Source organism: Hymenobacter duratus (assembly GCF_014698995.1).
Lineage (GTDB): Bacteria > Bacteroidota > Bacteroidia > Cytophagales > Hymenobacteraceae > Hymenobacter > Hymenobacter duratus.
This window is the reverse complement of sequence record NZ_JACWZZ010000001.1, coordinates 122,565-145,467: the sequence shown is the minus strand read 5'-3', so window position 1 is coordinate 145,467 and position 22,903 is coordinate 122,565. Positions and strand designations below refer to the sequence as shown.

The 22,903-nt window shown below is 59.5% G+C and carries 19 protein-coding genes; 8 read left to right on the top strand and 11 right to left on the bottom strand.

Annotation, left to right across the window (positions count from 1 at the left end):
• Window positions 1-35 precede the first annotated feature (35 nt).
• From glmS to IC231_RS00555, 7 genes are all read left to right on the top strand, one after another.
• Window positions 36-1,871 carry a glutamine--fructose-6-phosphate transaminase (isomerizing) gene (gene glmS, locus IC231_RS00585; protein WP_190782695.1) on the top strand — a complete coding sequence of 612 codons (1,836 nt, stop codon included), beginning with the start codon at window positions 36-38 and terminating at the stop codon, window positions 1,869-1,871.
• 101 nt (window positions 1,872-1,972) lie between these two features.
• Window positions 1,973-3,460 carry a DUF6056 family protein gene (locus IC231_RS00580; RefSeq protein WP_190782694.1) on the top strand — a complete coding sequence of 496 codons (1,488 nt, stop codon included), beginning with the start codon at window positions 1,973-1,975 and terminating at the stop codon, window positions 3,458-3,460.
• A gap of 103 nt (window positions 3,461-3,563) precedes the next feature.
• The gene (locus IC231_RS00575; protein ID WP_190782693.1) at window positions 3,564-3,953 is read left to right on the top strand and encodes a RidA family protein; all 390 of its coding nucleotides are present in this window, start codon (window positions 3,564-3,566) and stop codon (window positions 3,951-3,953) included.
• An 18-nt stretch (window positions 3,954-3,971) separates the two neighbouring features.
• Complete coding sequence (locus IC231_RS00570; protein WP_190782692.1) at window positions 3,972-4,586, top strand: pentapeptide repeat-containing protein; 615 nt, start codon at window positions 3,972-3,974, stop codon at window positions 4,584-4,586.
• Between the two features lie 137 nt (window positions 4,587-4,723).
• Window positions 4,724-6,280 carry a glutamate--tRNA ligase gene (gene gltX, locus IC231_RS00565; protein WP_190782691.1) on the top strand — a complete coding sequence of 519 codons (1,557 nt, stop codon included), beginning with the start codon at window positions 4,724-4,726 and terminating at the stop codon, window positions 6,278-6,280.
• A 123-nt stretch (window positions 6,281-6,403) separates the two neighbouring features.
• The gene (locus IC231_RS00560; protein WP_190782690.1) at window positions 6,404-6,784 is read left to right on the top strand and encodes a hypothetical protein; all 381 of its coding nucleotides are present in this window, start codon (window positions 6,404-6,406) and stop codon (window positions 6,782-6,784) included.
• Window positions 6,785-6,962: 178 nt separating this feature from the next.
• On the top strand, window positions 6,963-7,745 hold the full coding sequence (locus tag IC231_RS00555; RefSeq protein ID WP_190782689.1) for a TIGR00266 family protein: 783 nt from the start codon (window positions 6,963-6,965) through the stop codon (window positions 7,743-7,745).
• A gap of 431 nt (window positions 7,746-8,176) precedes the next feature.
• Here IC231_RS00555 and IC231_RS00550 read toward each other — a convergent pair whose 3' ends face one another.
• Entirely contained in the window at window positions 8,177-9,715 is a 1,539-nt protein-coding gene (locus IC231_RS00550) for a GH3 auxin-responsive promoter family protein (RefSeq protein ID WP_211538795.1), read from the bottom strand.
• 86 nt (window positions 9,716-9,801) lie between these two features.
• On the bottom strand, window positions 9,802-10,533 hold the full coding sequence (gene lptB / locus IC231_RS00545; protein ID WP_190782688.1) for an LPS export ABC transporter ATP-binding protein: 732 nt from the start codon (window positions 10,531-10,533) through the stop codon (window positions 9,802-9,804).
• A 127-nt stretch (window positions 10,534-10,660) separates the two neighbouring features.
• Between lptB and IC231_RS00540 the strand changes: the two genes are divergently transcribed.
• Entirely contained in the window at window positions 10,661-11,020 is a 360-nt protein-coding gene (locus tag IC231_RS00540; protein ID WP_190782687.1) for a DoxX family protein, read from the top strand.
• Window positions 11,021-11,061: 41 nt separating this feature from the next.
• Here IC231_RS00540 and recJ read toward each other — a convergent pair whose 3' ends face one another.
• From recJ to IC231_RS00495, 9 genes are all read right to left on the bottom strand, one after another.
• Complete coding sequence (recJ, locus tag IC231_RS00535; protein ID WP_211538794.1) at window positions 11,062-12,786, bottom strand: single-stranded-DNA-specific exonuclease RecJ; 1,725 nt, start codon at window positions 12,784-12,786, stop codon at window positions 11,062-11,064.
• 335 nt (window positions 12,787-13,121) lie between these two features.
• A complete protein-coding gene (locus IC231_RS00530) occupies window positions 13,122-14,933 on the bottom strand; it encodes a tetratricopeptide repeat protein (RefSeq protein WP_190782686.1) in 1,812 nt (603 codons plus the stop codon).
• Between the two features lie 160 nt (window positions 14,934-15,093).
• Entirely contained in the window at window positions 15,094-17,214 is a 2,121-nt protein-coding gene (locus tag IC231_RS00525; protein WP_190782685.1) for a peptidylprolyl isomerase, read from the bottom strand.
• A gap of 193 nt (window positions 17,215-17,407) precedes the next feature.
• The gene (locus IC231_RS00520) at window positions 17,408-17,671 is read right to left on the bottom strand and encodes a hypothetical protein (RefSeq protein WP_190782684.1); all 264 of its coding nucleotides are present in this window, start codon (window positions 17,669-17,671) and stop codon (window positions 17,408-17,410) included.
• A 10-nt stretch (window positions 17,672-17,681) separates the two neighbouring features.
• Window positions 17,682-18,272 (bottom strand): LPS export ABC transporter periplasmic protein LptC, encoded by a 591-nt coding sequence (gene lptC, locus IC231_RS00515; protein WP_190782683.1) that lies wholly within the window; start codon window positions 18,270-18,272, stop codon window positions 17,682-17,684.
• A gap of 10 nt (window positions 18,273-18,282) precedes the next feature.
• On the bottom strand, window positions 18,283-19,629 hold the full coding sequence (locus tag IC231_RS00510) for an OmpP1/FadL family transporter (RefSeq protein WP_190782682.1): 1,347 nt from the start codon (window positions 19,627-19,629) through the stop codon (window positions 18,283-18,285).
• Window positions 19,616-20,359 (bottom strand): type III pantothenate kinase, encoded by a 744-nt coding sequence (locus tag IC231_RS00505; protein WP_190782681.1) that lies wholly within the window; start codon window positions 20,357-20,359, stop codon window positions 19,616-19,618. Before IC231_RS00505 ends, IC231_RS00510 begins: the two co-directional genes overlap by 14 nt.
• A 155-nt stretch (window positions 20,360-20,514) precedes the next feature.
• Complete coding sequence (locus IC231_RS00500; RefSeq protein WP_190782680.1) at window positions 20,515-22,299, bottom strand: pseudouridine synthase; 1,785 nt, start codon at window positions 22,297-22,299, stop codon at window positions 20,515-20,517.
• Window positions 22,300-22,479: 180 nt separating this feature from the next.
• Window positions 22,480-22,863, bottom strand: a complete 384-nt coding sequence (locus tag IC231_RS00495) for a TraR/DksA family transcriptional regulator (protein WP_185888182.1) — start codon at window positions 22,861-22,863, stop codon at window positions 22,480-22,482.
• Window positions 22,864-22,903: the final 40 nt, after the last annotated feature.

Genomic DNA, 22,903 nt, shown 5'->3' with positions numbered 1-22,903 from the left:
TTTTCACGAAACAAACCCTTTTTTGCTGTTCCACTATGTGCGGAATTGTTGCTTATATCGGCTACCGGGAAGCCTGCCCTATCATCCTGAAGGGCCTACACCGTCTTGAATACCGTGGTTACGACTCGGCCGGTGTCGCGCTGCTTAACGGCGACCTGAATGTCTATAAAAAGAAGGGTAAAGTAGCGGAGCTGGAAGCCTTCATTGCGGAGAAGGACACCCGCGCCCAGGTTGGTATGGGCCACACGCGCTGGGCTACGCACGGCGAGCCCAATGACTCCAACGCTCACCCGCACTACTCTACTTCAGAGCGGATTGCCATCATTCACAATGGTATTATTGAGAACTACGCAGCCCTCAAGCAGCATTTGCAGCAGCAAGGCCACGTATTTCATTCTGATACAGACACGGAGGTATTCGTGAACCTGATTGAGGAAATCCAGAAGCAGAATAACTGCACGCTGGAAGAGGCCGTCCGCCTGGCCCTGCACGAAGTGGTGGGCGCCTACGCCATTGTGGTGCTGAGCCGCGACGAGCCGAACCAGCTGATTGCGGCCCGCAAAGGCTCGCCGCTGGTAATCGGGGTGGGGAAAGACGAGTATTTCCTGGCTTCCGATGCTACTCCTATCATTGAGTATACCAACGAAGTAGTGTACGTGAATGACTACGAAATTGTAGTCATCAAAGACGGCCAGCTTGACATCCGCTCCAAGGAAGACGTGCAGCAGACGCCCTACATCCAGAAGCTGGAAATGGCGCTCGACAGCATTGAGAAGGGTGGCTATGAGCACTTTATGCTGAAGGAGATTTTTGAGCAGCCCCGCTCCATCCTCGACTCGATGCGTGGCCGCCTGGAACTGGAAGCCGGCCACCTGAACATGGGCGGTATCCGGGCCTACGAGCGGAAATTTGTGAATGCGGACCGCATCATCATTGTAGCATGTGGCACTTCGTGGCACGCCGGGCTGGTGGCCGAGTATCTGCTGGAAGATCTGGCCCGCATTCCGGTAGAGGTAGAATACGCCTCGGAGTTCCGTTACCGTAACCCTATCATCACGGAGCGCGACATCGTAATTGCTATTTCGCAAAGCGGTGAGACGGCCGATACGCTGGCCGCCATTGAGCTGGCGAAGAGCAAGGGGGCCACCATCTTCGGCATCTGCAACGTGGTAGGCAGCAGCATTGCCCGCGCCACTGACGCTGGCGCCTACACGCACGCCGGCCCGGAAATTGGAGTGGCATCTACCAAAGCCTTCACGGCGCAGGTAACGGTACTTACGCTGCTGGCCATGATTGTCGGCCACAAGCGTGGTACGCTTTCCGACACCCGCCTGCGTGAGCTGATGGTGGAGCTGAGCAGCATTCCGGCCAAAGTAGAAAAGGCACTGTTGCTGAACGACGAAATCGAGCTGATTGCTGAGACGTTCAAGGATGTGCCCAACTTCCTGTATCTGGGCCGCGGCTACAACTTCCCGGTAGCGCTGGAAGGAGCATTGAAGCTCAAGGAAATCAGCTACATCCACGCTGAGGGCTACCCGGCCGCCGAAATGAAGCACGGCCCGATTGCCCTCATCGACGAGAACATGCCAGTGGTAGTTATTGCCACCAAGGACAGCTCGTATGAGAAGGTGGTGAGCAACATTCAGGAGGTGAAGGCCCGCAAAGGCCGCATCATTGCCGTCGTGACGGAAGGCGACACGGTTATTCCGGCCATGGCAGAATTCGTTATTGAAGTACCGCTGACGTCGGAGGTATTGGTGCCGCTGGTATCGGTAGTGCCGCTGCAGCTGCTGAGCTACCACATTGCCGTTCTGCGCGGCTGCAACGTCGACCAGCCCCGCAACCTGGCCAAGTCGGTGACGGTGGAGTAAACCGGGTTTTCCGGTCTGTTATTAAAGAATCCGTCTGCTCCGGCAGACGGATTTTTTATTGCTACTTGCTCCTCCCTACACACGCCCGGCCATAAGTAATCATGCTTTCTCTTCCTTTCGCAACGATACGCCGCACCTTCCGGCACAGTGGCCCTTGGCTGCTGACTGCGGCACTGCTACTCGCCCTGCTGCCGTTTTTCGCCTTGGCTTGGTACAGCCATCCTTCTTCCGATGATTTTCTGCTGGCCAATGGTCTGCACGAGCACGGGCTGCTGGAATATCAGCGCTACATGTACCTCAACTGGACCGGACGCTACACTTCGGTGCTGCTCTGGAGCCTGCTCAATCCGGTGGCTTACGAGGGCTGGCAACTGAGCTACAGGCTGCTGCCCGTTGTTTTTTTACTGGTTACGCTGGGCAGTTTCTATGTGCTGCTCCGGGGGCTGCTGCGCTCATCCGTGCCGAAGCGTGGGCTATGGCTGGGGAGTGGTGCTCTGCTGCTGCTGCTGCTGTTTCAGCTGCCCAGTACTGCCGAAGGTATTTACTGGGTGACAGGCATATACAACTACTTGCTGCCGGGTGTCTTTGCCTTGCTGCTGCTTGCCATTCTGGCACGCTACGCTGGCAGCGCAGCGCCGCCTGCAAGGCGGCGCTGGCTGGTGGCGGCAATGCTGCTGACCATGTTTGTCATCGGTGCCAACGAGGTGCTGGCATTGCCGCTGCTCGTTGCCCTGGGCTGCTTTACGCTCCTGCGGGCGTGGCAGCAGAAGCGCCTTCCGCTGGGGTATTCGCTGCTTACGACTGTGGCAGCTCTGGCCTGTGCGGTATCCTTCCTGGCCCCCGGCAACTACATCCGGATGGCGAATGAGCCGCAGCACTTCGGAATTGCCAAAGCGGCGGTGCTGGCGGCCGCAGCGGCAGCCTACTGCGTTATCAACTGGCTGGGCAATGGCATTCTGCTGGCCATCACGCTGCTTCTGGCGCCACTGAGCGCCCGGCTGGCGCAACAACCTGGGCTGCCGCTGAATCAGCTAACGCGCAACCCGCTGCTGATTAGCGCTTTCCTATTTGGGTTGCTGGTCGTGGGCTTCTTCCCGAGCTTCTGGGCTACTGGCATGCCCATCCCGTTGCGGGCGCGCAACATGCTCTATCTGTTTTTTCTGGCAGGCTGGTTTCTGCAGGCGCACGCCTGGATCCGCTATCTGCTTCACCAGGGCTGGTGGCCCCGGCAGCCAGTCCCGGCGTATGTTCCGGTGCTACTGGGCGCCTGGCTGCTACTGGCCTTCGTAACCGACCACAACCTCCGCCTGCGCGGCCCCGAGCAATTAGCCAACAGCAACAATTCGGTGCTGGCTTACCGCGACTGGCTGGGTGGTGCAGCGGGCCGCTACGATGCGCAACTCACGGCCCGCTACCAACAGCTGCAGGCCACTCCGGCCAATACAGTCTGCACAGTGAGTGCCCTGCGGGAGCCGCCATTCTCTCTTTCCTTCCTCGATTTATCAGCAGATAATCCGCAGGACTGGACCAATCAGGAGTACGCCAAGTTCTTTCGGAAGAAAGAAATACGGGCCATAGTACAGCCCTGACACCCGGATACCAGCCTTGGCGGACTTCTTAGCAACCGCCAATTTTCCGCTTACTTTTGCTTTGTCTCTGGCTACTTCTGCCACCTGCTTTTCCCTCTCTCCCATGCCCCACTCCGTCATTTATTCCGCTCAGGCTCCTGCTCCTATCGGCCCTTACAGCCAGGCTGTGCAGGCAGGCAGCACCGTGTATGTTTCCGGCCAGATTGCGCTTGATGCCACTACCGGCCAGTTGGTAGGCGGCGGCGACGTAGCCCAGGAAACCCATCAGGTAATGCGCAACATTGAGGCGGTGCTCCAGGCGGCCGGACTCACGCTGCGCGACGTAGTGAAATGCAGCATTTTCGTGAAGGACCTCGGCAACTTCGCGACCATCAACGACATCTACGGCAGCTATTTTGAAGCCGATTATGCGCCCGCCCGCGAAACCGTGGAAGTAAGCCGCCTGCCCAAAGACGTGCAGGTGGAAATTTCCTGTGTCGCCGTGAAAGGCTAGCGCCTGCACCGCTCCTGCATGCGCCGTTCTGCTGCCTCCCGCAAGCCCGCCAAGGCCTTGGCGAAGCCCTCTTATTTCCCGCCTGAAAACGTGCTGGAGCGCGCCATGCCGCCAGCACTGGTAGGCCAGCAGGAGTTTGAGAACTACCACTTCCGCAACTTCGACCTGACGCAGTCCAGCCTGGCCGGGCGACGGTTCAGTGAGTGCCTGTTTGAGAACTGCAACCTGGCCGGCACCAGCCTTGCCGATACGGCGCTGCAAAATGTGGCTTTCGAGGGCTGTAAGCTGCTGGGCCTGCCCTTTCATGCCTGCCGCGACATGCTTTTCGATGTGCACTTCGACCGGTGCCAGCTCGACTACGCCCTGTTCTCAGGCAAGAGCATGCCCAACACGCGCTTCGTGGAATGCTCCCTGCGCGGGGCCGATTTTACCCGCACCAATCTGTCGGGGGCGCTGTTTCAGGAGTGCCGGCTGGCCGAAGCCGTTTTCAGCCAGACCAACCTGACCGGAGCCGACCTGACCACCGCGCAGGAACTGGTGCTGGACCCTGAGCAGAACGAGCTGAAAAACACCCGCTTCGCGCTGCACACCTTGCCCGGCCTGCTCACAAAGTATGGAATAGTGGTAGTGTAAACAGCAAGTTTGGCAGTCGGCGCGCCTGTTTGTTCGCCCCCAGCGCCAAACTTACCAGCTCCCTGTTTCACCGTCTCAGCTTTTGTACCTTTGCGGCGCGTTTTTCTATCCCGAAGACGCCGCGAACTGACTGTATTATGGAAAGAGAAGTACGGGTGCGCTTTGCACCCAGCCCCACGGGGCCGCTGCATATTGGAGGCGTGCGCACAGCGCTGTATAACTATCTGCTGGCCCGCAAGCTGGGCGGCAAGATGCTGCTTCGCATCGAGGACACCGACCAGAACCGTTTCGTGCCCGGCGCCGAAGACTACATCCGCCAGAGCCTGGAATGGGCCGGCATCGAGCTGGACGAAAGCCCTTGGACGGCCACGCCCGGCCCCCACGCGCCCTACCGCCAGAGCGAGCGGAAACCCATGTATATGCAGTACGCGCAGCAGCTCATCGACAGCGGCCACGCCTACTATGCCTTCGATACGGCTGAGGACCTGGATGCCATGCGCGCCCGTCTTACGGCAGCGAAGGTGCCCAATCCGCAGTACAACAGCATTACGCGCGCCCAGATGCGCAACTCGCTCACGCTGCCCGCTGAAGAAGTAAAGCAGTTGCTGGAAAGTGGTGCCCAGTACGTCATTCGGCTGAAAGTGCCCCGCAAGGAGGAAATCCGCTTCAACGACCTTATCCGGGGTTGGGTAGTGGTACACTCCTCGGCTGTAGACGACAAGGTGCTGATGAAGTCGGATGGCATGCCGACCTACCATTTGGCCAACATCGTAGATGACCATCTGATGGAAATCACGCACGTTATCCGGGGAGAAGAGTGGCTGCCGTCGGCCCCACTGCACGTGCTGCTTTACCGCTACTTTGGCTGGGAAGACACCATGCCGCAGTTTGCCCACCTGCCCCTGCTGCTCAAGCCCGATGGCACTGGCAAACTCAGCAAGCGCGACGGCGACCGGCTGGGCTTCCCGGTATTCCCGCTGGAATGGCACGGCAAAGACGCCGAAACCGGCGAGCCGACTGTGAGCAGCGGCTACCGTGAAAGCGGCTATCTACCCGAGGCGTTCATCAACTTCCTGGCCTTCCTGGGCTGGAATCCCGGCACAACGCAGGAGCTTTTCACGATGCAGGAGCTCATCGATTCGTTCTCGATTGAGCGGGTGAGCAAGTCGCCGGCCCGTTTTGATCAGAACAAGGTGCGCTGGTACAACGAGCAGTATCTGCGCGCCAAACCGGACGCCGAACTGGCGCAGTACCTGCAGGAAGCCCTCAATGGCCAAGGCCTGGATGTACCGGCCGACAAGGCCGAGCAGATTGCGGCCCTCGTGAAAGAGCGCGCCACCTTCCCGGCCGACCTGGCCAAGGAAGCGCAGATCTTCTTCACGCGCCCTGCCAGCTACGACGAGCAGGTAATCAGCAAGAAGTGGAACCCGCAGGTGGCAGGCGCACTCGCTGAGTTTGCGAAGCAGCTTCCCGCCGCCACTGATACCACGCCCGACGCCATTAAGGCGCTGCTCACGCAGGTGGTGGAAGGCCAGGGCATGAAGCTGGGACAAGTGCTGCAGGCTCTGCGTGTAGCCGTAACCGGTGCTGCCGCTGGCCCCGATCTGATGGCCATCATGAGCATTCTGGGCACTCAGGAGACAGCACAGCGCATTGAAAGTGCTGTATCGGCTCTGGCGCAGGCGGCTGCTTAGCCTACCATACTCAAAAAATTCCGGGATACCTTATCCGACATCGGGGCCGCTTCGTAGTGTGATGCTAGGAGCGGCCCTTATGTTGGGAGCGGCTCTGTTACTCTACGCCTTACTGCCCCCCTTATGGCCAAGAAACCCGTCAGCCCCAAAAAGAAGAAAAACGACCCCGAGAAAAAGGCCCGTGTACACAAGGAGCTGGAAGGGTTCGAAATCAAGGTAAATCCCTTAGGCGAAATCACCTCCAACTATTCTATTGAGGATATTAACACGTTTCTTAACCGCCATGTGCGCGACAAGAAGCTGGTGAACCGCGACGGACAGTTTGGCGAAAAGCCGGAAGACGAGGAGGATTTCCCCCTGGAGGATGGCGTAGCCGAACCGGAAGAGTCGGAGGATGAGTTTATGCGCCGCACCAGCCGCGAAACCAGCCGAAAAAGCGCGAAAACCGAGCCTGACCCGGACGTCGAAGCAGCGGATACCCGCGCAGAACTCCCGGAGGAATAAGCCACTGCCACCCACTGTTTTCTTCCGACCAGAGGGCTACATTCAACGTTCCCGATGCCTGCTGGCGTCGGGAACGTTTGTTTTTTTGCGCGCTGCCACTGTGGCAGAGTAAGCTACAATAACTGCAGTTTCACTATACTTGAGGCACATTTTCATCTGCAACGCCCCTCCTATGGCCATGAACTCGCACGACGTCGACTACAAGATTCTGGGCACTGATATTCAGGTACTGGAAGTAGAGCTGGACCCCAATGAAACGGTTATTGCCGAGGCCGGTGCCATGGTATATATGGACGAGGCCATTGCCTTCGAAACCAAAATGGGCGACGGCTCGGAGCCGGACCAGGGGTTTATGGGCAAGCTGTTTTCGGCCGGCACGCGCCTGCTCACGGGCGAGTCGCTGTTTATGACGCACTTTACGCATCGGGGAGGCTATGGCAAGAGCCGGGTTGCTTTTTCCGCTCCTTATCCAGGCACTATTATTCCTATCGACCTGGGCACCATGCCGCAGGGACTGATTGTGCAGAAGGATGGGTTTCTGGCCGCCGCACGGGGCACCAAGATGAGCATCCACCTCAATCAGAAGCTGGGAGCCGGCTTTTTCGGGGGTGAAGGCTTTATTCTGCAGAAGCTGACCGGCGACGGGAAGGCCTTCATTCATGCCGGCGGCACCATCATCGAGAAGCGCCTCAACAACGAACTGCTCCGCGTGGATACGGGCTGCGTAGTAGCCTTCGAGCCGGGCATCGACTTCAGCGTGGCACGGGCCGGCGGCCTCAAATCCATGATTTTTGGCGGCGAGGGCCTGCTACTGGCTACCCTGCGCGGCACAGGCCGCGTGTGGCTGCAGTCTATGCCAATCAAAAAGCTGATTCAGGCATTGGCTCCTTCCGGCGGCAATGCGCAGAAGGAAAGCGGCAGTGTGCTGGGCAAAATGGTCGGCGGAATTCTGGACCAGTAGCCGCCTATTGCTTCAGGCTACCGGCTGACGAGAAAGTTAGCCGGTAGCTGGCGGCCACTTTCAGTACCCGACGCCGAAACCGTGTCGGAACTGCCTAGCTGTGTGGCAATAATTCCCAGGCTGACCAGCAAGCCCAGTATCAACAAACCAAGGAACCCAAGCATGGAGCGGTTGCTCAGCAGAGGAGCTTCTTCAGAAAAACGGCGACGTTTCCGGCGGGAAACATAAGGGCGGTTGGCAGAGGTGGCTACGGCGGACACGGAGGGAGCGGTTGGGCTATAACGAATCCCCTAATATATAGCTTGTTTTATTTAAACACTGAATCTTCCTGAAAATTTGCTTAATTATTCTATAACCTATAAACCTTGTTACACGTAGCGCCATGTTTCTTGACGACGTGCCCTTCCCCCGCTACGGAAGGCAGTAGCTGCTCAGCTGGTACGTAGAATATCATCCAGCAGGTCGCGGGAATTGCTGAGACGCGGCACTTTATGCTGGCCGCCCAGCTTGCCCCGGCGAGCCAGCCAACGCTCAAACAGACCTGGAGCAGCTACTGTGAGGGTTGGTGGGGCGAGAGCCATGTCGCGGTGGCGCTTGGCATCGTAGTCGGAGTTGAGCTGGCGCAGGGTTTGGTCGAGGACGCTGGTAAAATGCGCGGCGTCTTGAGGAGGTTGCGTAAACTCAATAAGCCACTGGTGGCCGCCACGCGAACCATCAGCCGCCCCGGCAAAGTAGATAGGAGCCGCTGTAAAGTCGCGGACCGTGGTGCTGGTAGCCCGGCAGGCCGCCGCTATGGCCGCTTCGGCATTTTCAATCACTACTTCCTCCCCGAAAGCATTCAGAAAGTGCTTGGTGCGGCCCGAAATGCGGATGCGGTAGGGCTGCAGGCTGGTGAAGCGCACCGTATCCCCGATTTTGTAGCGCCAGAGGCCCGCATTGGTACTGATGAGCAGAGCGTAGCTTTTGCCCAGCTCCACCGCCTCCAGCGGCAACGCCTGTGGTTCGGGCGCATCCCACTGGTCGGCGGGCAGAAACTCGTAGTAGATGCCGTGGTTGAGCAGCAGCAACAGGTCCTCCGAATCCGGTTCGTCTTGTAAGGCTATGTACCCTTCTGAGGCGTTGTATACCTCCAGATAGTGCATCTGCGGGCCGGGAATAAGCTGCTGGAACAGCTCCCGGTAGGGCCCGAACGCCACTGCTCCGTGCAGAAACAGCCGCAGGTTGGGCCATACATCGGTGATGTTGTCGGCACCCGCCAGCTCTGTCACGCGGCGCAGCAGCACTATCATCCAGGTAGGCACGCCGGCCAGGGCCCGCACATCCTGGTGCTGCACGTGGCGGGCAATCCGCTCGATCTTCTCTTCCCACTCATCCAGTAGCGCCAGTTCAAGCGGCGGCGTCCGGATGTGCTCGGCCCAGGCCGGCAGGTTCTGCATAATCACGGCCGATACGTCGCCGGCGCGGGAAAGGGCATCGGCAGGGCGCAGGGGATTGGGGGTGTGCGTACCGCCGAGCGAGAGGGTTTTGCCGCCCAGCAGCTGCGCCTCGGGGTAGTGCAGCGTGGAAAGCGCCACCATGTCGCGGCCGGCGCGGTAATGGCACTCGTGCAGCGCTTCGCGCGTGACCGGGATGTATTTGCTGCGGGCGTTGGTGGTGCCGCTGCTCTTGGCAAACCACTGCACTCGTCCGGGCCACAGCACGTCGGCCTCGCCGCGCATCACCCGCTCCAGATCCGGCACCAGCTCTTCGTAGGCACTAACCGGCACACGCCCGGCAAACTCCCGGCCACTCAGCGCATCGGCAAACCCATAGCGGCGGCCCCACTCCGTGGCGCGTGCCGTGTGCAGCAACTCCCGCAGCACCTGCTGCTGCGCTTCGTGCGGATGGTCGCGGAAGTGGTAGATGCTGCGCAGGCGCCGCTGCGCCCCCCAGGACAGAACAGCAGATTGGGCGGAGGAAAGAAACGTCACAGAGAAGACAAAGCGAGCAGAAAAAACCGGAGTGCGTTTAACGCAGCGAAGAAAGGGAAGTTAGCGCACTACTGCGCAGGCCCGCTCTATATCTTCCGTTTCAGCTCGAAATGCTTACCCAGATACACGCGCCGCACCATTTCGTCGGCGGCCAGTTCTTCAGCGGTGCCAGCTTTCAGCAGTTTGCCCTCAAAGAGCAGGTAGGCCCGGTCCACGATGCTGAGCGTCTCGTTCACGTTGTGGTCGGTGATGAGGATGCCGATGTTCTTGTGCTTGAGCTTGGCCACAATACCCTGGATTTCCTCTACCGCAATAGGGTCGACGCCGGCAAAGGGCTCATCGAGCAGCACAAATTTGGGGTCCACGGCCAGGGCGCGGGCTATTTCGGTGCGCCGCCGCTCGCCGCCGCTGAGCACCTTGCCCAGATTCTTGCGCACGTGCGTCAGGCTGAACTCATGGAGCAGCTCCTCTACTTTGTCGAGCTGGGCCTGGCGGGGCATCTTGGTCATTTCGAGCACCGACAGGATGTTCTCTTCCACGCTCAGGTCGCGGAACACGCTGGCCTCCTGGGCGAGGTAGCCGATGCCGAGGCGGGCCCGCTGGTAGATGGGCAGCCGGGTGATGTCCCGGTCGTCGAGGAAGATTTTGCCTTCGTTGGGCTTCACCATGCCCACGGTCATGTAGAAAGAAGTGGTTTTGCCGGCCCCATTCGGCCCGAGTAGCCCCACAATCTCGCCCTGTTCCACGTGCAACGACATATCGTTGACGACGGTGCGGGCTTTATATTTCTTAACCAGGTGTTCGGCTCTGAGAATCATCGGGGACAAAGGTAGCGAAGCGGCGCGGGGTAGCACGGGATAGTCTGTAACGCAAAATCAGGGTTTTGTGTACAAGTGTCCCCACCCTTATCCGCTTATCCGTAAGCTTGCGCTTATTCCAGCCTGAATGCTCCATTTCCGCCACATCAGCCGCTACGTACTGGCCTTTTTGTTCTTCAGCGCGGGTCTTCTCCACTTCCTGGCCCCGGCCACATTCGTACGCATCGTGCCGCCTTATCTGCCCGCGCCGCTACTGCTCGTATACCTGAGCGGCGCGGCCGAAATAGTCGGAGCGCTGGGCTTGCTGTTCCCTGCCACACGCCGGCTGGCAGTTCTGGGGTTGCTACTCCTGCTTGTGGCGGTCTTTCCGGCCAATGTGTATATGCTGCAAACCCACGGCGCGGGTGTAGCGGTGCCACTCTGGGCACTGTGGCTGCGTCTGCCACTGCAACTGCTCCTGATGGGCGGGGTATGGTGGGTGCGGTAATGCTGGCGTTTATACCAATATTCCATTCGCCTCACTCTCCCCTACTCCCAGCGAATGTCTTTGAGGCGCAGCTGCAGGGTGCGCACGCCGCGGTACTCATTGATTTCGACGGTGTAGCAGACGCTGAACGGCTGGCCCTGCTGAATTTGGGGCAGATGCTCAGCCAATCCAAAGCCAATGGCATCAAGGACGTGGTGGCCGTCCTGAGTGAGGGCCAATTTGAGGTGAGAGTTACCTACTACGCGAGCTGAGTTGGGCGCCGCATACACACCCCGCGCCATAAAGGTGGGGTTGCTATTACCGGGGCCGAAGGGCTCCATCTGACACAGCAGCTTGTGGAAACTAGTTGTCACTTCATTCAGGTCCAGCTCGGCGTCAATTTCCACGGGCGGAATCATCTGCTCGGGGCGGATGCGGCTGGCAACGATTCGCTCAAACTTCGCCCGAAACGCCGGCACGTTCTCCACGGGTAGCGTGAGGCCGGCGGCGTACATGTGTCCTCCAAACTGGTCGAGCAAATCGGCGCACTCCTCAATGGCCTGGTGCACATCAAACCCGGCCACGGAGCGGGCCGAGCCGGTGGCTTTGCCGTTGCTTTCGGTGAGAATGATGGTGGGCCGGTAGTACTTGTCGAGGCAGCGTGAGGCCACGATGCCCACCACGCCTTTGTGCCAGTCCTGCTTGAAGAGCACCGTGGTGTGGGCGTCGGCAAACAGCGCGTCGGCCTCAATCATGTCCAGCGCCTCTTTCGTGATGCTGGTATCGAAGCCGCGGCGCTCCTGGTTGGTTTTGTCCACCACGGCGGCCTTGTCGAAGGCTTCCTGCTTGCTGTCGGCCAGCAGCATGGCCACCGAGCGTTTGGCGTCGCCCATGCGGCCGGCCGCGTTGATGCGGGGCGCAAACCCGAACACGAGGCTGCTGATGTTGAGGTCGGACTTCTGCAAACCGGCCAGCTCGCGCAGGGCATCGAGGCCGGCGCGCTGGGGCCGCTGCGGGTCGTTGAGCAGGCGCAGGCCGTGGTAGGCCAGCGTGCGGTTTTCGCCCATGATGGGCACAATGTCGGCGGCAATGCTCACGGCCACCAAATCCAGCAGGTCGTAGAGGGGCGCTTCGTCGAGGCCCTGGTCTTCGGCAAAGGCCTGCATCAGCTTGAAGCCCACGCCACAGCCGGAAAGCTCCTTGAACGGGTAGTGGCAGTCCTGGCGCTTGGGGTCGAGCACGGCTACGGCGGCGGGCAGCTCGGCGCCCGGCAAGTGGTGGTCACAGATGATGAAGTCGACGCCCCGCTCGTTGGCGTAGGCAATCTTATCCACGGATTTCACGCCGCAGTCGAGGGCAATGATAAGCGAGAAGCTGTTTTCGGCAGCATAGTCAATCCCAGCTTCCGAAATGCCGTAGCCTTCTTTGTAGCGGTCCGGAATGTAGTATTCGATGCGCTCCGGGCCGAAGTAGGGCAGCAGGAAGCTATAGGTAACGGCCACGGAAGTCGTGCCGTCCACGTCGTAGTCGCCGAATACCAGCACTTTCTGGCCGGCGTGCAGGGCTTCGCGCAGGCGGGCCACGGCGCGGTCCATGTCGCGCATCAGCAGCGGGTTGGGCAGCGTGCTCAGGTCGGGGCGGAAGTAAGCGCGGGCCTCCTCGAAGGTGCAAACGTCGCGCTGGCAGAGCAGCGCTACAATGGCTTCTTTGACGCGCAGGGCGTCGGCCAGGTGCCGGACTTTTTCAGCGTCGGGCGCCGGCTTGCGAATCCATCGTTTTTCCATCATAACCTACAGGAGCCTAACAGCGGCGTATCTTCAAAAGTACGAAGAAAACCGCGCCCTGCCAGCCCGCCTGCGTACCTTTACTGCATGTCCAGCTTCCGCGAGTTCTTCCGCAAATACGGTCAGTACATCCTCTCCGACGGGCTGATGTACCTGATTTTCATCGTGGCCCTGGGGCTGATGTTTTTGTTTTTCAGCTAGGATTTCGCCTTGCCCAGAACGTCATTCCGAGCGCAGCCGAGGAATCTCGCGTGCTGAGGTTGTGATGGCAATTCTACCACACTAGCGAGATTCCTCGGCTGCGCTCGGAATGACGGGCCTGGTAGTGGTAGTAGACGCTACAGGGAGTCGCCGCGCAGCTTGCGGAACCGTTTGCGGGCTTCGGCCACGTAGATGCTGCCGGGGTATTTCACCAGCAGCTGGTTGTAAAGCGTTTTGGCCTGCTCCTTGTCCTGCAGATTTTCCTCCTGAATGCTGGCCAGCAAAAACAGCGCATCGTCGCTGAGCACGTCGTATTTAGGATTGGCGGTAATCTTTTCCAGCGTTGTCACGGCCGCCTTGTAGTCGCCAGTGCGGCGCTGGAGCTGGGCCTTTAGCAGCCACGCTTCGTCCTGCAGCGCGTGGCCCGGATACTTCTGCAGCAGCGCATCGAGGCCGCGTAGCGCTTCCGGCAGCTTGTTCTGGAACACGAGCTGCTCCACGACGGCGTAGTCGCGCAGGGCCACCCCAGACGTATCCATGGCCGTGTTGTCGGTGATGAGCAGCGAGAGCTGCATGGCATCGTTGGCAATTTCGCGACTGGTGGCTTCCTTCAGAATATCGAGGTGGCTCTTGGCCAGCTTGAAGTCGCCGGCGAAGTAGCTGAGGCGGGCGTTGCGCAGCTTGGCCTCATAGCCCAGCGGTGAGTCCTTGTGCGACTTTTCCACCTGCGAATACAGCAGCGTGGCTTCCCACGGCTCGCCGCGTAGCAGGTAGATGTCGGCGAGGTCAATCTTGGCCTGGTCTACTACATCAAGGTTGGCGCGGGGCATGTCGATTACTTCCTGCAGCAGCTTCACGGCTTCCGGCTTTTCATCGAGCTGGAAAGCGTAGAGCACGGCCATGCTGCGCAGCACCGGGGCCGTCTGAGGCGTGCGGCCCAGCTCGGTCAGCAGCTGCTGGTACTCCCCTATCAGCCCCCGGATTTTGGCCGGATCAATAGGATACGTATCCCGCACCTGGGCCTCACGGGTCTGCACGAGCCGCTGGCGGGCCGTAGCGTAGAACGGGCCGCTCCGGTACTCCCGCAGCACGTACTCGTAGCCGCTGATGGCACTTTCGTAGTCTTTGTTCTGCTGGGAAATGGCCGCAATGTCCATCACGCGGCTGCCTTCGGTGCGGCCGCGCCGGTCGAGGGCTTTGGCCTGCACCAGTGCGCCCGTAAAGTCGCGGCGCTGCACCTGCAGCCAGAGCAGCAACTCGCTGTACACGGCCCGCTCCGGATATTTCTGCACGTTGGTGAGTAGCTCGCGCTCCAGTGCGTCGAAGCCTTTTTCGTCCTGCAGCGTGTTCTGGAGCATGTTGCGCACAAACGGCAGCTGCTGCTCATCGTCCTGCACCAGCCGCAGCGTTTCGGCCATCAGCCGCTCCGAGTTGCCGTTCTGGGTGTAGAGTTGGATGAGTTGCGGGCCATACTCCGTATCATTTTTGGCCAGCACGCGGCCGCGCAGATAGGTCTTCTCGGCCCATTCCGGCAGCTTGAGGCGGCTGAATTCGGTGGCAACAGGTACTATCTGGGTTGAGTTGAGCTGGCTTACTACCTTTTCGTACTGCTTTGTTGCGGCGGCCTGGTCACCAGCGGCGGCATACATGGCGCCCAGCGTGACACCATACACGGCCTCATCAGAGTGCTGGCGCTGCGCTTTCTTGACCAGCTTTTCGGCGTCCTTGTAGCGCTTAAGCTGCTGCAACGACTCCAGATAATCAGGCAGCACGTTGGGCGCCGTTTGGGCCTCAGTGGGCAGCTTACCGAACAGAAACACGGCCTTTTCGTGCTCCCCTTTGCGGGAATACTCTCTGGCCAACGAAATATTGCCGCCTTCCTGCTGTGCCTGCACAGGCACAGAAGCCAGCAGCAGCAGAGAAAACAGCACAGGACGGAAACGACGCATAGAATGAGGCATATTCGGGGAAACGGCCCGGCGGCCGGATTCATTTCAAGATAGGCAGGAAATCTGGCTAGCAGCCGGCGCTACCACTACGCAACAGACAGACGCGCACAAAAAAAGCCGCTCCCAAAGAAGCGGCTTTTCTGGTAGTAGCTTATTACGCTTAGAAGAACTTGTTCCGCTCGTCCTTGATGTCGGCGTGGTTCTTCACGGCTTCATAGATGAGGCCATCGGCGCGGTTCTGGCGCTGGGCCATGAGCTGCTTTTTCACGGTGGCTACATCCGTAGCAGCCGTGGGCTTCTGCACGCTCACGGGCTCCACAATCAGCACGCCCTGCTCGCCCTGGATAGGCGTCGACTTTTGACCTGCTTTCAGGCCGAACACCTTGCCGACTGCTACCGGCTCACCGCCAAGGCCGGGAATGGTACCCGAACCGAGTGCTACCCCCTCAGCCGTTTTTACCTGCGCCTGCGGGCCATAGGTAGCCGCAATCTGCTCCAGAGTGCCGGTTTTGCCTTTCAGCTTCTCCATGATCTGCTGGGCCTTGATCTCGTTGCGGACTGCGGACTGCAGTTCCGACTTCAGGCTGGCAACGTCGGCAGTGCCCTTGCTCCGCTCCCCGGTCAGGACGGCAATAACGTACTGGTCGCCCATATCGAATACTTCCGACACGTCGCCAACGGCAGTTTTCTTGCCGGCGGTACCATAGGCCCACCGCACAATTTCGCGGGCATTCTGGAGGCTGTTTACGGCCCGGTCGCCGCGGCCGAGGCCCTTGGCTTCCTGCTTCTGCAGCGTTTTATCCTTGGCTACTGCCTTGCGGAACGATTCCAGGTCGGTTATCTCCCCTTTCAGAGCCTGCGCCTTGGCGTAAGCGGCTTCGTTGGTAGCCTCAGAAGGAGCAATGCGCTTCTGTACGGCTGCCACTTGGTAAGTCTGAGACGTTTTGGGGGCCGTGATTTTGATGATGTGGTAGCCGAATGAGGTTTTCACCAGGCCGGGCAGCAAGCCAGCCGAAGAAGCGCCGAACACGGCCTTTTCAAACTCCGGTACCATGCGGCCCTGCTGGAACCAGCCCAGGTCGCCGCCGGTGCTCACGGTGCCGTCTGTACCGAACTGGCGCGCCATCGTAGCGAAATCAGCGCCACCCTTGATTTTGTTCAGAACGTCGGTAGCCTTGGCTTTCGCAGCAGCGTCAGCTTCCGGCGTAGTGCCATCGGCTTTGATGAGAATGTGGCTGGCGCGAGCGGCTGGCTGCGCACCGGCTTTCTCACCCGTTACTTTATAGAGGCTGGTAGTGCCGTTCTCTGAATACGGACCGTACACCTTGCCTACTGCCAGCGGCAGTTGCTGACGTAGCTTCTCGGGCATTTCGGCCGGCGAAACGAAAGCGGCGCTATACGGCTGGTCCGAATTGAGCTTCACGAACAGCGAGTCGTTCGGAGCCGCAGCAAACTGCGTCGCCAGCTGGTCTACTGCCTGGCGGGAAGTGGTGCTGTCTTCTACCGAAGCCGTTACCGGAATGCTCACGTACTCAATGGTACGGCCGTCTTCCACTTTGTAACGGCCTTTGTTCTTGTCGAGATAGGCCTGTAGCTGGTCGTCCGTCACTTTCACCGCCGAGTCGGAGATGGAGAAGTACGGCACGAACAGGTAGCGCATCGATGCGCGCGTGTTCTGGTCCTCATCGAAGCGCTTGGCTTCCGCCGAAGTAACGTAGTTGCTCATTTTGAGCAGGTTGTTGTACTTCTGGCCCATCCGCTCCGGACCAAGGTTGGCTTCGAAGTTGTGCCAAGCAGCCTGCGCATCCGGGGGCATTTTGTCGAGGCCCTGCAGATACTGAATGATTTTGGACCGGTCGAACTGGCCGGTTTGCTGGTCGGTGAAAGCCTGACGGATGCTGGGGTGAATGTTCTTGCCCTGCACCATATCGGTCAGTTCCTCGTCGGAAACCGTCAGGCCCAGCTTGTCGAACTCCTTCTGGAAAGCAATGCGGTAGATGGTCTGGTTCCAGGCCTGGTCGCGCAGGTAGCCCATTGTCTGCTCGTCGGGCTGGCGGCCCTGCTGCTGCACAAACGACTGCTTGGCCTGTTCCAGGGTGTTGTTAAAATCTTCGAGCTCTACTTTCTCGCCGGCAATTTCACCTACCACGGTTTGGTCGCGGTTGAAGAGCTTGCTGTTGCCGCCCACCAGGTCGCCGCCCACGATGAAAAGCACCATACCGACAGCTACGACGCCCACGGCCCAGCCAGATTTTTCCCGAATCGTGTTAATTAATGCCATTTACTTGAAAAAAAGCGCAGTATGTAAAAGCGGAAAGAGGTGCAAAATAACCAGAATTGCCGGGAGAATCAAAGCTAATATACCAAGCAGCAGGCCATAGGTAGATCCACAAGCCAGAAAACGACTATCGTCCTCCACCAGACAGACGCTGGAAGCAGAATAACAGTCGTTTTAGATGGCATTTGTGGCGCGGCTAGCTCCGGCGCTTGTTGCGGGGCACTGGCCTAGCGGGGGCGGTTGGCTGCGGCTTTTCGGGCGCTTTGGGCTCGGCCGGCGGCTTGAGGTAGCGGTAGAGCATCACGCACGCAAACGATATCATGAAGAGCCAGTAATTGTCGCGGAGGGCGTTTTTATCGTCCATGCGCTGCACTGTTTGATAGGTGCCGATGACGAACGACACCACGGCCAGCGCAAACAGGATAGTGCGCCCGAGACCCGGCGCCCAGAATCGTTTCATGCGGCAAAGATTAGTTTCCGGGCGGCGTGGCGGCCTGGTCGATGGTAAACACGCCTTCCGGCTTGAGAATGGTGTAGCGCGAGAAATCCTGGTTGGCGGTCAGGCCATAGCCCGTGAGGACTTCCGTGGGTGTCTGGATGCGCACCAGCTGCGTGGTGTCGTTGTAGATGAGCTGCTTCGACTGGTCGAAATACATTTCCTCGGTCTTCATCGACTGCTGCTTCTGCACGTTGCTCACGCGCACATCCCCCCGAATGAAGTAGAGGTTTTTGGCCTTATCGAAACGGCCGTAGTTGCCGCGCAACGTATTCAGCACCTCCGTGCCGCCTTTCGTGTAGAAGGTCACGTCAATGCCCTTCGGATACAGCTTGTCACCGTTTTCGAACTGCTGCTCCAGGGGCGCCTGGTACTTAATCTGTAGCCGAGCCGAGTCGCTGTAGAGCGTCAGTACGTTGGTGGTTTCCAGCAAGGGCCCCTTGTATACCACGGGCTTTTTACTGGCTGCCGGATCTTTTTTCTGGCATCCGGTGGCCAGCAGCCCGGTACTCAGCAGCAGAGCCAGCAGTGGCCGGCAGCAAACGGTCAGACGAGCAGTAGCCATCGGCGGCAGGTTACTCAATGCGGCGCTTGATAAACCAGCGGTTGTTCAGGGAGATGCCTAACTGGGCCCGGATGTAGCTTTCTTTCACATTCCGTTCCGTGAGGCCGGTGCTCAACTGCCGGACGTCGGTGTTGCCACGCTGTCCGTACACGAAACCCAGGTTGAGGGTGGTAGCGTCGAGGGCCGTGGCAGAAACTGGGAACGAGAAGCCCCAGCTTACCGCCCGGTCATATAGCACCTGCCCACCGGGCCGGTAAGGCATCTGTGCCACGGACAGGCCGGCCCGGTAGGTCACGCGCTTGAAGTAGTTCTCCACCGAGCTGGGGTCGGGAGCAAATTCGCCGCCAACGGCAGCCCGCCAGGTATCGTCCAGCGGTACGCCTGCAGTGCCGCCACGCTCATTGAACGCCCGGAACTTAGACCACTGCTGCTGCGCCACATCAATATTGGCCGACCAGCTTTTGTTGTTGTCGATACTCAGACCAAATTGTGCCAGAGCCGGAACGGTGGCTTGCCCTTCGCCGCTTTCCAGAATGATGTTTTCGCCAATCTGGCTGCCAACGGCTGTCTGGCGGTTCAGCGTTAGAGCCCGTTCGCCGTTCAGCTTCGTCTGGAAGCCGTATGTGGCTCCCAGGTTATAGCTGAGCGTTTTGGCGAATTTGCCGCGGTAGTGCGCGCCGCCCCGAAATTTGAAGTCGGAGTAGTGAATATGGTCGAGCAGAATGGTTTTTTCCAGCTCGTTGTCCGACGTTATGACATCCGGTATTACCTGCGTGGCCGTGCTCATATCGATGCTACCGAACACGTAGGAAGCCGCCACACCCACCGACAGGCCCTTGGCAATCCGGACGCCCTGCGCGATATACGCCTCCGACAGTTCGCCTTCGCCACTATACCGGTTGAGCACCTGCGCCAGGTTGGGGTCGTTGTTCACCCGCGTCAGCTCATTCGATTCAAAATCGACGGAGCTGAAAGGCTTGAGGCCCAGCGCAGCACCCCAGCGGCTGGACAGCGGAATAGCCAGCGCCAGGTACCCCAGCTTGCCGCTACCGGTCTTCTGGGACGTGACGCTGTTGCTTACCGTTTTGTACTGCCCAATTGCCGTAGCCTCCCACGTGGTACGGTTCATATAGAAGAGCAGCGCAGGGTTGAGTTCATTCACCTGCACCCCGTTTGGAGCGGCTATGCCGGCTCCGCCCATTCCCATCTGCCGGACACCACCCGCGTTGAAGTAGGTGTCGCCCAGCCCGAGGCGGGAATAAGGAGAGTTGCCGAGGCTTTGCCCGTGGCTGTACGTAGCGCCCGCGAGGCTCAACACCGTCAATCCCAGCAGCCCGGCGTATTTAGAGTTTAACATTGTATGCCAATATACGGTGGAGCCCAATCAGCACGAGCTCCGGAATGCCAAAGATAAGGCCTTTCAGCCGTGGTTGGAAAAAAGCGGCGTCGCCGCCTGCCAAGACCACCGCCAGCCCGGGATATTGTTCCCGGTAGCTGGTAATGAAGCCATTGACCTCCGCCGCCGCGCCGTTGAGCACGCCGCTCCGAATCGAGGAAACCGTGTCGTCGCCGGTTAGGGGCAGCGGGGCCGCTACTTCCTCCGGCATTTCGACGAGTGGCAGTCGCCCCGTAAACGTGTGCAGCGCCCTAAAACGCATAGCCAGCCCCGGCGCAATACTACCGCCCCGAAACGTGTGCCCTCCTTCTACCAGGTCGCACTTGATGGCCGTACCCGCATCCACGATAAGCGTATCGTGGCCGGGCCGCAGCCAGGCAGCGCCTACCGCAGCAGCCAGACGGTCGGCCCCAAGCGTGTGCGGTGTGGCGTAGGTAGTGCTAATGGGCAACGGCGTAGCGGCAGGCTGAAACTCCAATACGGTACCGTTCACCTCCTGCCGGAGCATGGCGGCCCACGTTGCGGTAGGAGCCGCTACGGAGGCCAGCACGGCATGGCGCGGGCGCCAGCGTTGCACAGCAGCCACTACCTGCTCCCGCGTCTGGCCGCTGGCTGTTTCTACTAGGTCGTTTCCCTCGAAGCAACCGTATTTCACAGCTGTGTTCCCAATATCGAGAGCTAACGTGCGCACGGAAACGGTAATGGCATATGAGATGATGGACCAGTAAGTTGGGCAGATGGTGAGCTCAATGTTCCGCTTGCATGCGTTGCGCCGCCCTGAACATCAAACTCACCATGTAGCCCATCTCACCTGTAGGAGACGCCCGGCACGCCGGGGGTTGCGTTTTACATGAAATACTTCAGCCGGATAACTTCCTTCTCGTTCAGGAAGCGCCATTTGCCGCGTGGCAGGTCTTTTTTCGTGAGGCCCGCGTACTGCACCCGGTCAAGCGTCACTACATCGTAGCCCAAATGCTCGAAAATGCGGCGCACAATACGGTTCCGCCCGATGTGAATCTCAACGCCCACAAAGTGTGCGTTGCCTGCTACCACAGCTACGTCATCCACTTCAGCCTTGCCATCTTCCAGCTCCACACCGGCCGCAATCTGCTTCAGGTGCTCTTCCGTGAGTGGCTTGTCGAGCTCTACCTGGTAGATTTTCTTGTTGCGGTGCGAAGGATGCGAGAGTTTCTGTGCCACCTCGCCATCATTGGTGAAGAGCAACAAGCCGGTCGTGTTACGGTCGAGGCGGCCCACCGGGAAAATACGCTCCTTCGACGACTCCTTGATGAGGTCCATTACCGTGCGGCGGCCTTCCGGGTCTTCGGTCGTCGTGATGGTGTCTTTGGGCTTGTTCAGCAGCACGTACACCAGCTTCTCGCGGTTGAGATTGGTCTTGCCGTACTGCACCGTGTCGGTGGGCAGCACTTTGTAGCCCATTTCCGTCACTACTTCCCCATTCACCTTGATTTCGCCCGCTGCAATCAGCGAGTCGGCCTCGCGGCGGGAGCAAACACCCGCATTGGCGATGTAGCGGTTCAGACGCAGCTCGTCGCCGCTTTCCTCCTCCTGCCGACGACGCTTATTGCCGCGGTTCTTGTCGTCTTCGTAGTGCTTGAGGTTCTTGTAGTCGGGAGCTTGGCCAGCTACTTCACCGCGCTTCAGCTTGTCGGCACGGTTGGGCGTGGAGGCGTCGCGGCCAAAGCGGGTCGGCGCTGGGCGCTCAGGTCGGGCATCCCGCTCGCCGAAGCTGCGGCTGGCACCAAAACCACCTTCTTTCCGGTCGTTCCGGTCAGTGAAGCTACGCGTACCAAAGCTGCTCCGCTCACCAGTGCTCCGGGTGCCGAAGCCTCCTTCACGCCGCTCGCCGTAGGTGCCACGAGTTCTATCGCCTGATTCGGTATCCCGCTCGCGACGGGGGGCTGGCTGCTCATCAAATCCTTCCGGACGGCCCCGAAAATCGAAGGGCCGGGCCGGCCGGATTTCCCGGTCGGGTCCCAGGTTGCTGTCAGTGCGTGGAGCTGCATCGAAAGATGTATCACGCGGCTTGAAGTCGCGCGGCGTTTCTGGCTGGTTGGGGTCCGATTTGATGAACTTCCGATTCCGTTCGCCGGCACCACCCCGAGGCACTGCTGGGCGGCCTTCCTGGCGGTAGGGCTGGCCTTCCCACGTCTTTTTAGGTGAAAACGGGCGCACTGGACGGTCGTCCTCGCGGCGTGGCCCTCCGAAGTTGCTGCCCCGACGGTCATCGTCGCGGCGCGGGCCGCCACGCTCAAAGCCACGGCCGCCTTCCGCCGGCCGGTTGCCGTAAGGACGGCCACCACTGTCGTTGCTACGGCCAAAGCTGCCACCTGACTTGTTGGGTCCGCCAAATTTCTTCGGGCCACCAAAGCCACCGGTACGGTCGCCAGGGCCACGGCCGAAAGCGGGCCGGTCAGAAGAACCGTTTCGGTTGCCTGCGTCGCCGGAGCGGTTTGGCCGCTCACGGTCGCCGCCCGAGCTGGGCCGGTCGCTACCGCCACGTGGCGCGTTAAATTTTTGGTAGAAACCCGATCCGCCAGTGCTGCTGGAGGGTTGGTCGGTGCGGCCGCTACGGCCGGCCGGATTGCCGGAGTTGTGCTTCTTGCCCATGGTTGCAAGGATGAGTTCCGTATCGCTACGGTACAGGTGAAAATAAGAACGTCAGGTAAGCGCTAGTCTGAGCGCGCTGGTGAGAACGAGCCAGACCAGAAAACAGTGCCCGGACCAACGGCCTTCCTTCTAAAAGAAGACAGACCGTTGGTCCGGGCGCTGCAAGAGAAGGTGTCGGACCTAGTCGCGACGAGCCATTTTGGCTTCGATGGAATGCTGGGTGTGCGGTACTGCGCGCAGGCGTTCTTTCGGAATCAGCTTGCCGGTGCCAATGCACACACCGTATGTACCATTCTTGATACGGACCAAGGCATTTTCAAGCTGCTGAATGAACTTCATCTGGCGGGAAGCCAACTGGTTCAGGCTTTCCTTTTCGGCCGTATCAGCGCCATCTTCCAGCACCTTCGAGGAAGACGCTGTATTGTCGGTGCCAGTATCGTTTTTGCGGCTTAAGGTTTCTTTGATGAAAGCAACCTCTTTGCGGGCGGCGGTTAGCTTATCCTGGATGATTTGCTCGAACTCGGCCAAATCTTCTCTGGAATAGCGTAGGGTTTCGTCACTCATGTCGGGGTCGGAAAAGGTAAACTAAAAATGGGAGAGAGAA

Coding starts and splice junctions, on each gene's coding strand:
- lptB (WP_190782688.1), bottom strand. CDS start 10,533: ATGATTCTCAGAGCCGAACACCTGGTTAAGAAATATAAAGCCCGCACC.
- IC231_RS00525 (WP_190782685.1), bottom strand. CDS start 17,214: ATGGCATTAATTAACACGATTCGGGAAAAATCTGGCTGGGCCGTGGGC.
- IC231_RS00500 (WP_190782680.1), bottom strand. CDS start 22,299: ATGGGCAAGAAGCACAACTCCGGCAATCCGGCCGGCCGTAGCGGCCGC.
- IC231_RS00570 (WP_190782692.1), top strand. CDS start 3,972: ATGCGCCGTTCTGCTGCCTCCCGCAAGCCCGCCAAGGCCTTGGCGAAG.
- IC231_RS00520 (WP_190782684.1), bottom strand. CDS start 17,671: ATGAAACGATTCTGGGCGCCGGGTCTCGGGCGCACTATCCTGTTTGCG.
- IC231_RS00540 (WP_190782687.1), top strand. CDS start 10,661: ATGCTCCATTTCCGCCACATCAGCCGCTACGTACTGGCCTTTTTGTTC.
- IC231_RS00510 (WP_190782682.1), bottom strand. CDS start 19,629: ATGTTAAACTCTAAATACGCCGGGCTGCTGGGATTGACGGTGTTGAGC.
- IC231_RS00555 (WP_190782689.1), top strand. CDS start 6,963: ATGAACTCGCACGACGTCGACTACAAGATTCTGGGCACTGATATTCAG.
- IC231_RS00575 (WP_190782693.1), top strand. CDS start 3,564: ATGCCCCACTCCGTCATTTATTCCGCTCAGGCTCCTGCTCCTATCGGC.
- lptC (WP_190782683.1), bottom strand. CDS start 18,272: ATGGCTACTGCTCGTCTGACCGTTTGCTGCCGGCCACTGCTGGCTCTG.
- glmS (WP_190782695.1), top strand. CDS start 36: ATGTGCGGAATTGTTGCTTATATCGGCTACCGGGAAGCCTGCCCTATC.
- IC231_RS00580 (WP_190782694.1), top strand. CDS start 1,973: ATGCTTTCTCTTCCTTTCGCAACGATACGCCGCACCTTCCGGCACAGT.
- gltX (WP_190782691.1), top strand. CDS start 4,724: ATGGAAAGAGAAGTACGGGTGCGCTTTGCACCCAGCCCCACGGGGCCG.
- IC231_RS00530 (WP_190782686.1), bottom strand. CDS start 14,933: ATGCGTCGTTTCCGTCCTGTGCTGTTTTCTCTGCTGCTGCTGGCTTCT.
- recJ (WP_211538794.1), bottom strand. CDS start 12,786: ATGATGGAAAAACGATGGATTCGCAAGCCGGCGCCCGACGCTGAAAAA.
- IC231_RS00560 (WP_190782690.1), top strand. CDS start 6,404: ATGGCCAAGAAACCCGTCAGCCCCAAAAAGAAGAAAAACGACCCCGAG.
- IC231_RS00495 (WP_185888182.1), bottom strand. CDS start 22,863: ATGAGTGACGAAACCCTACGCTATTCCAGAGAAGATTTGGCCGAGTTC.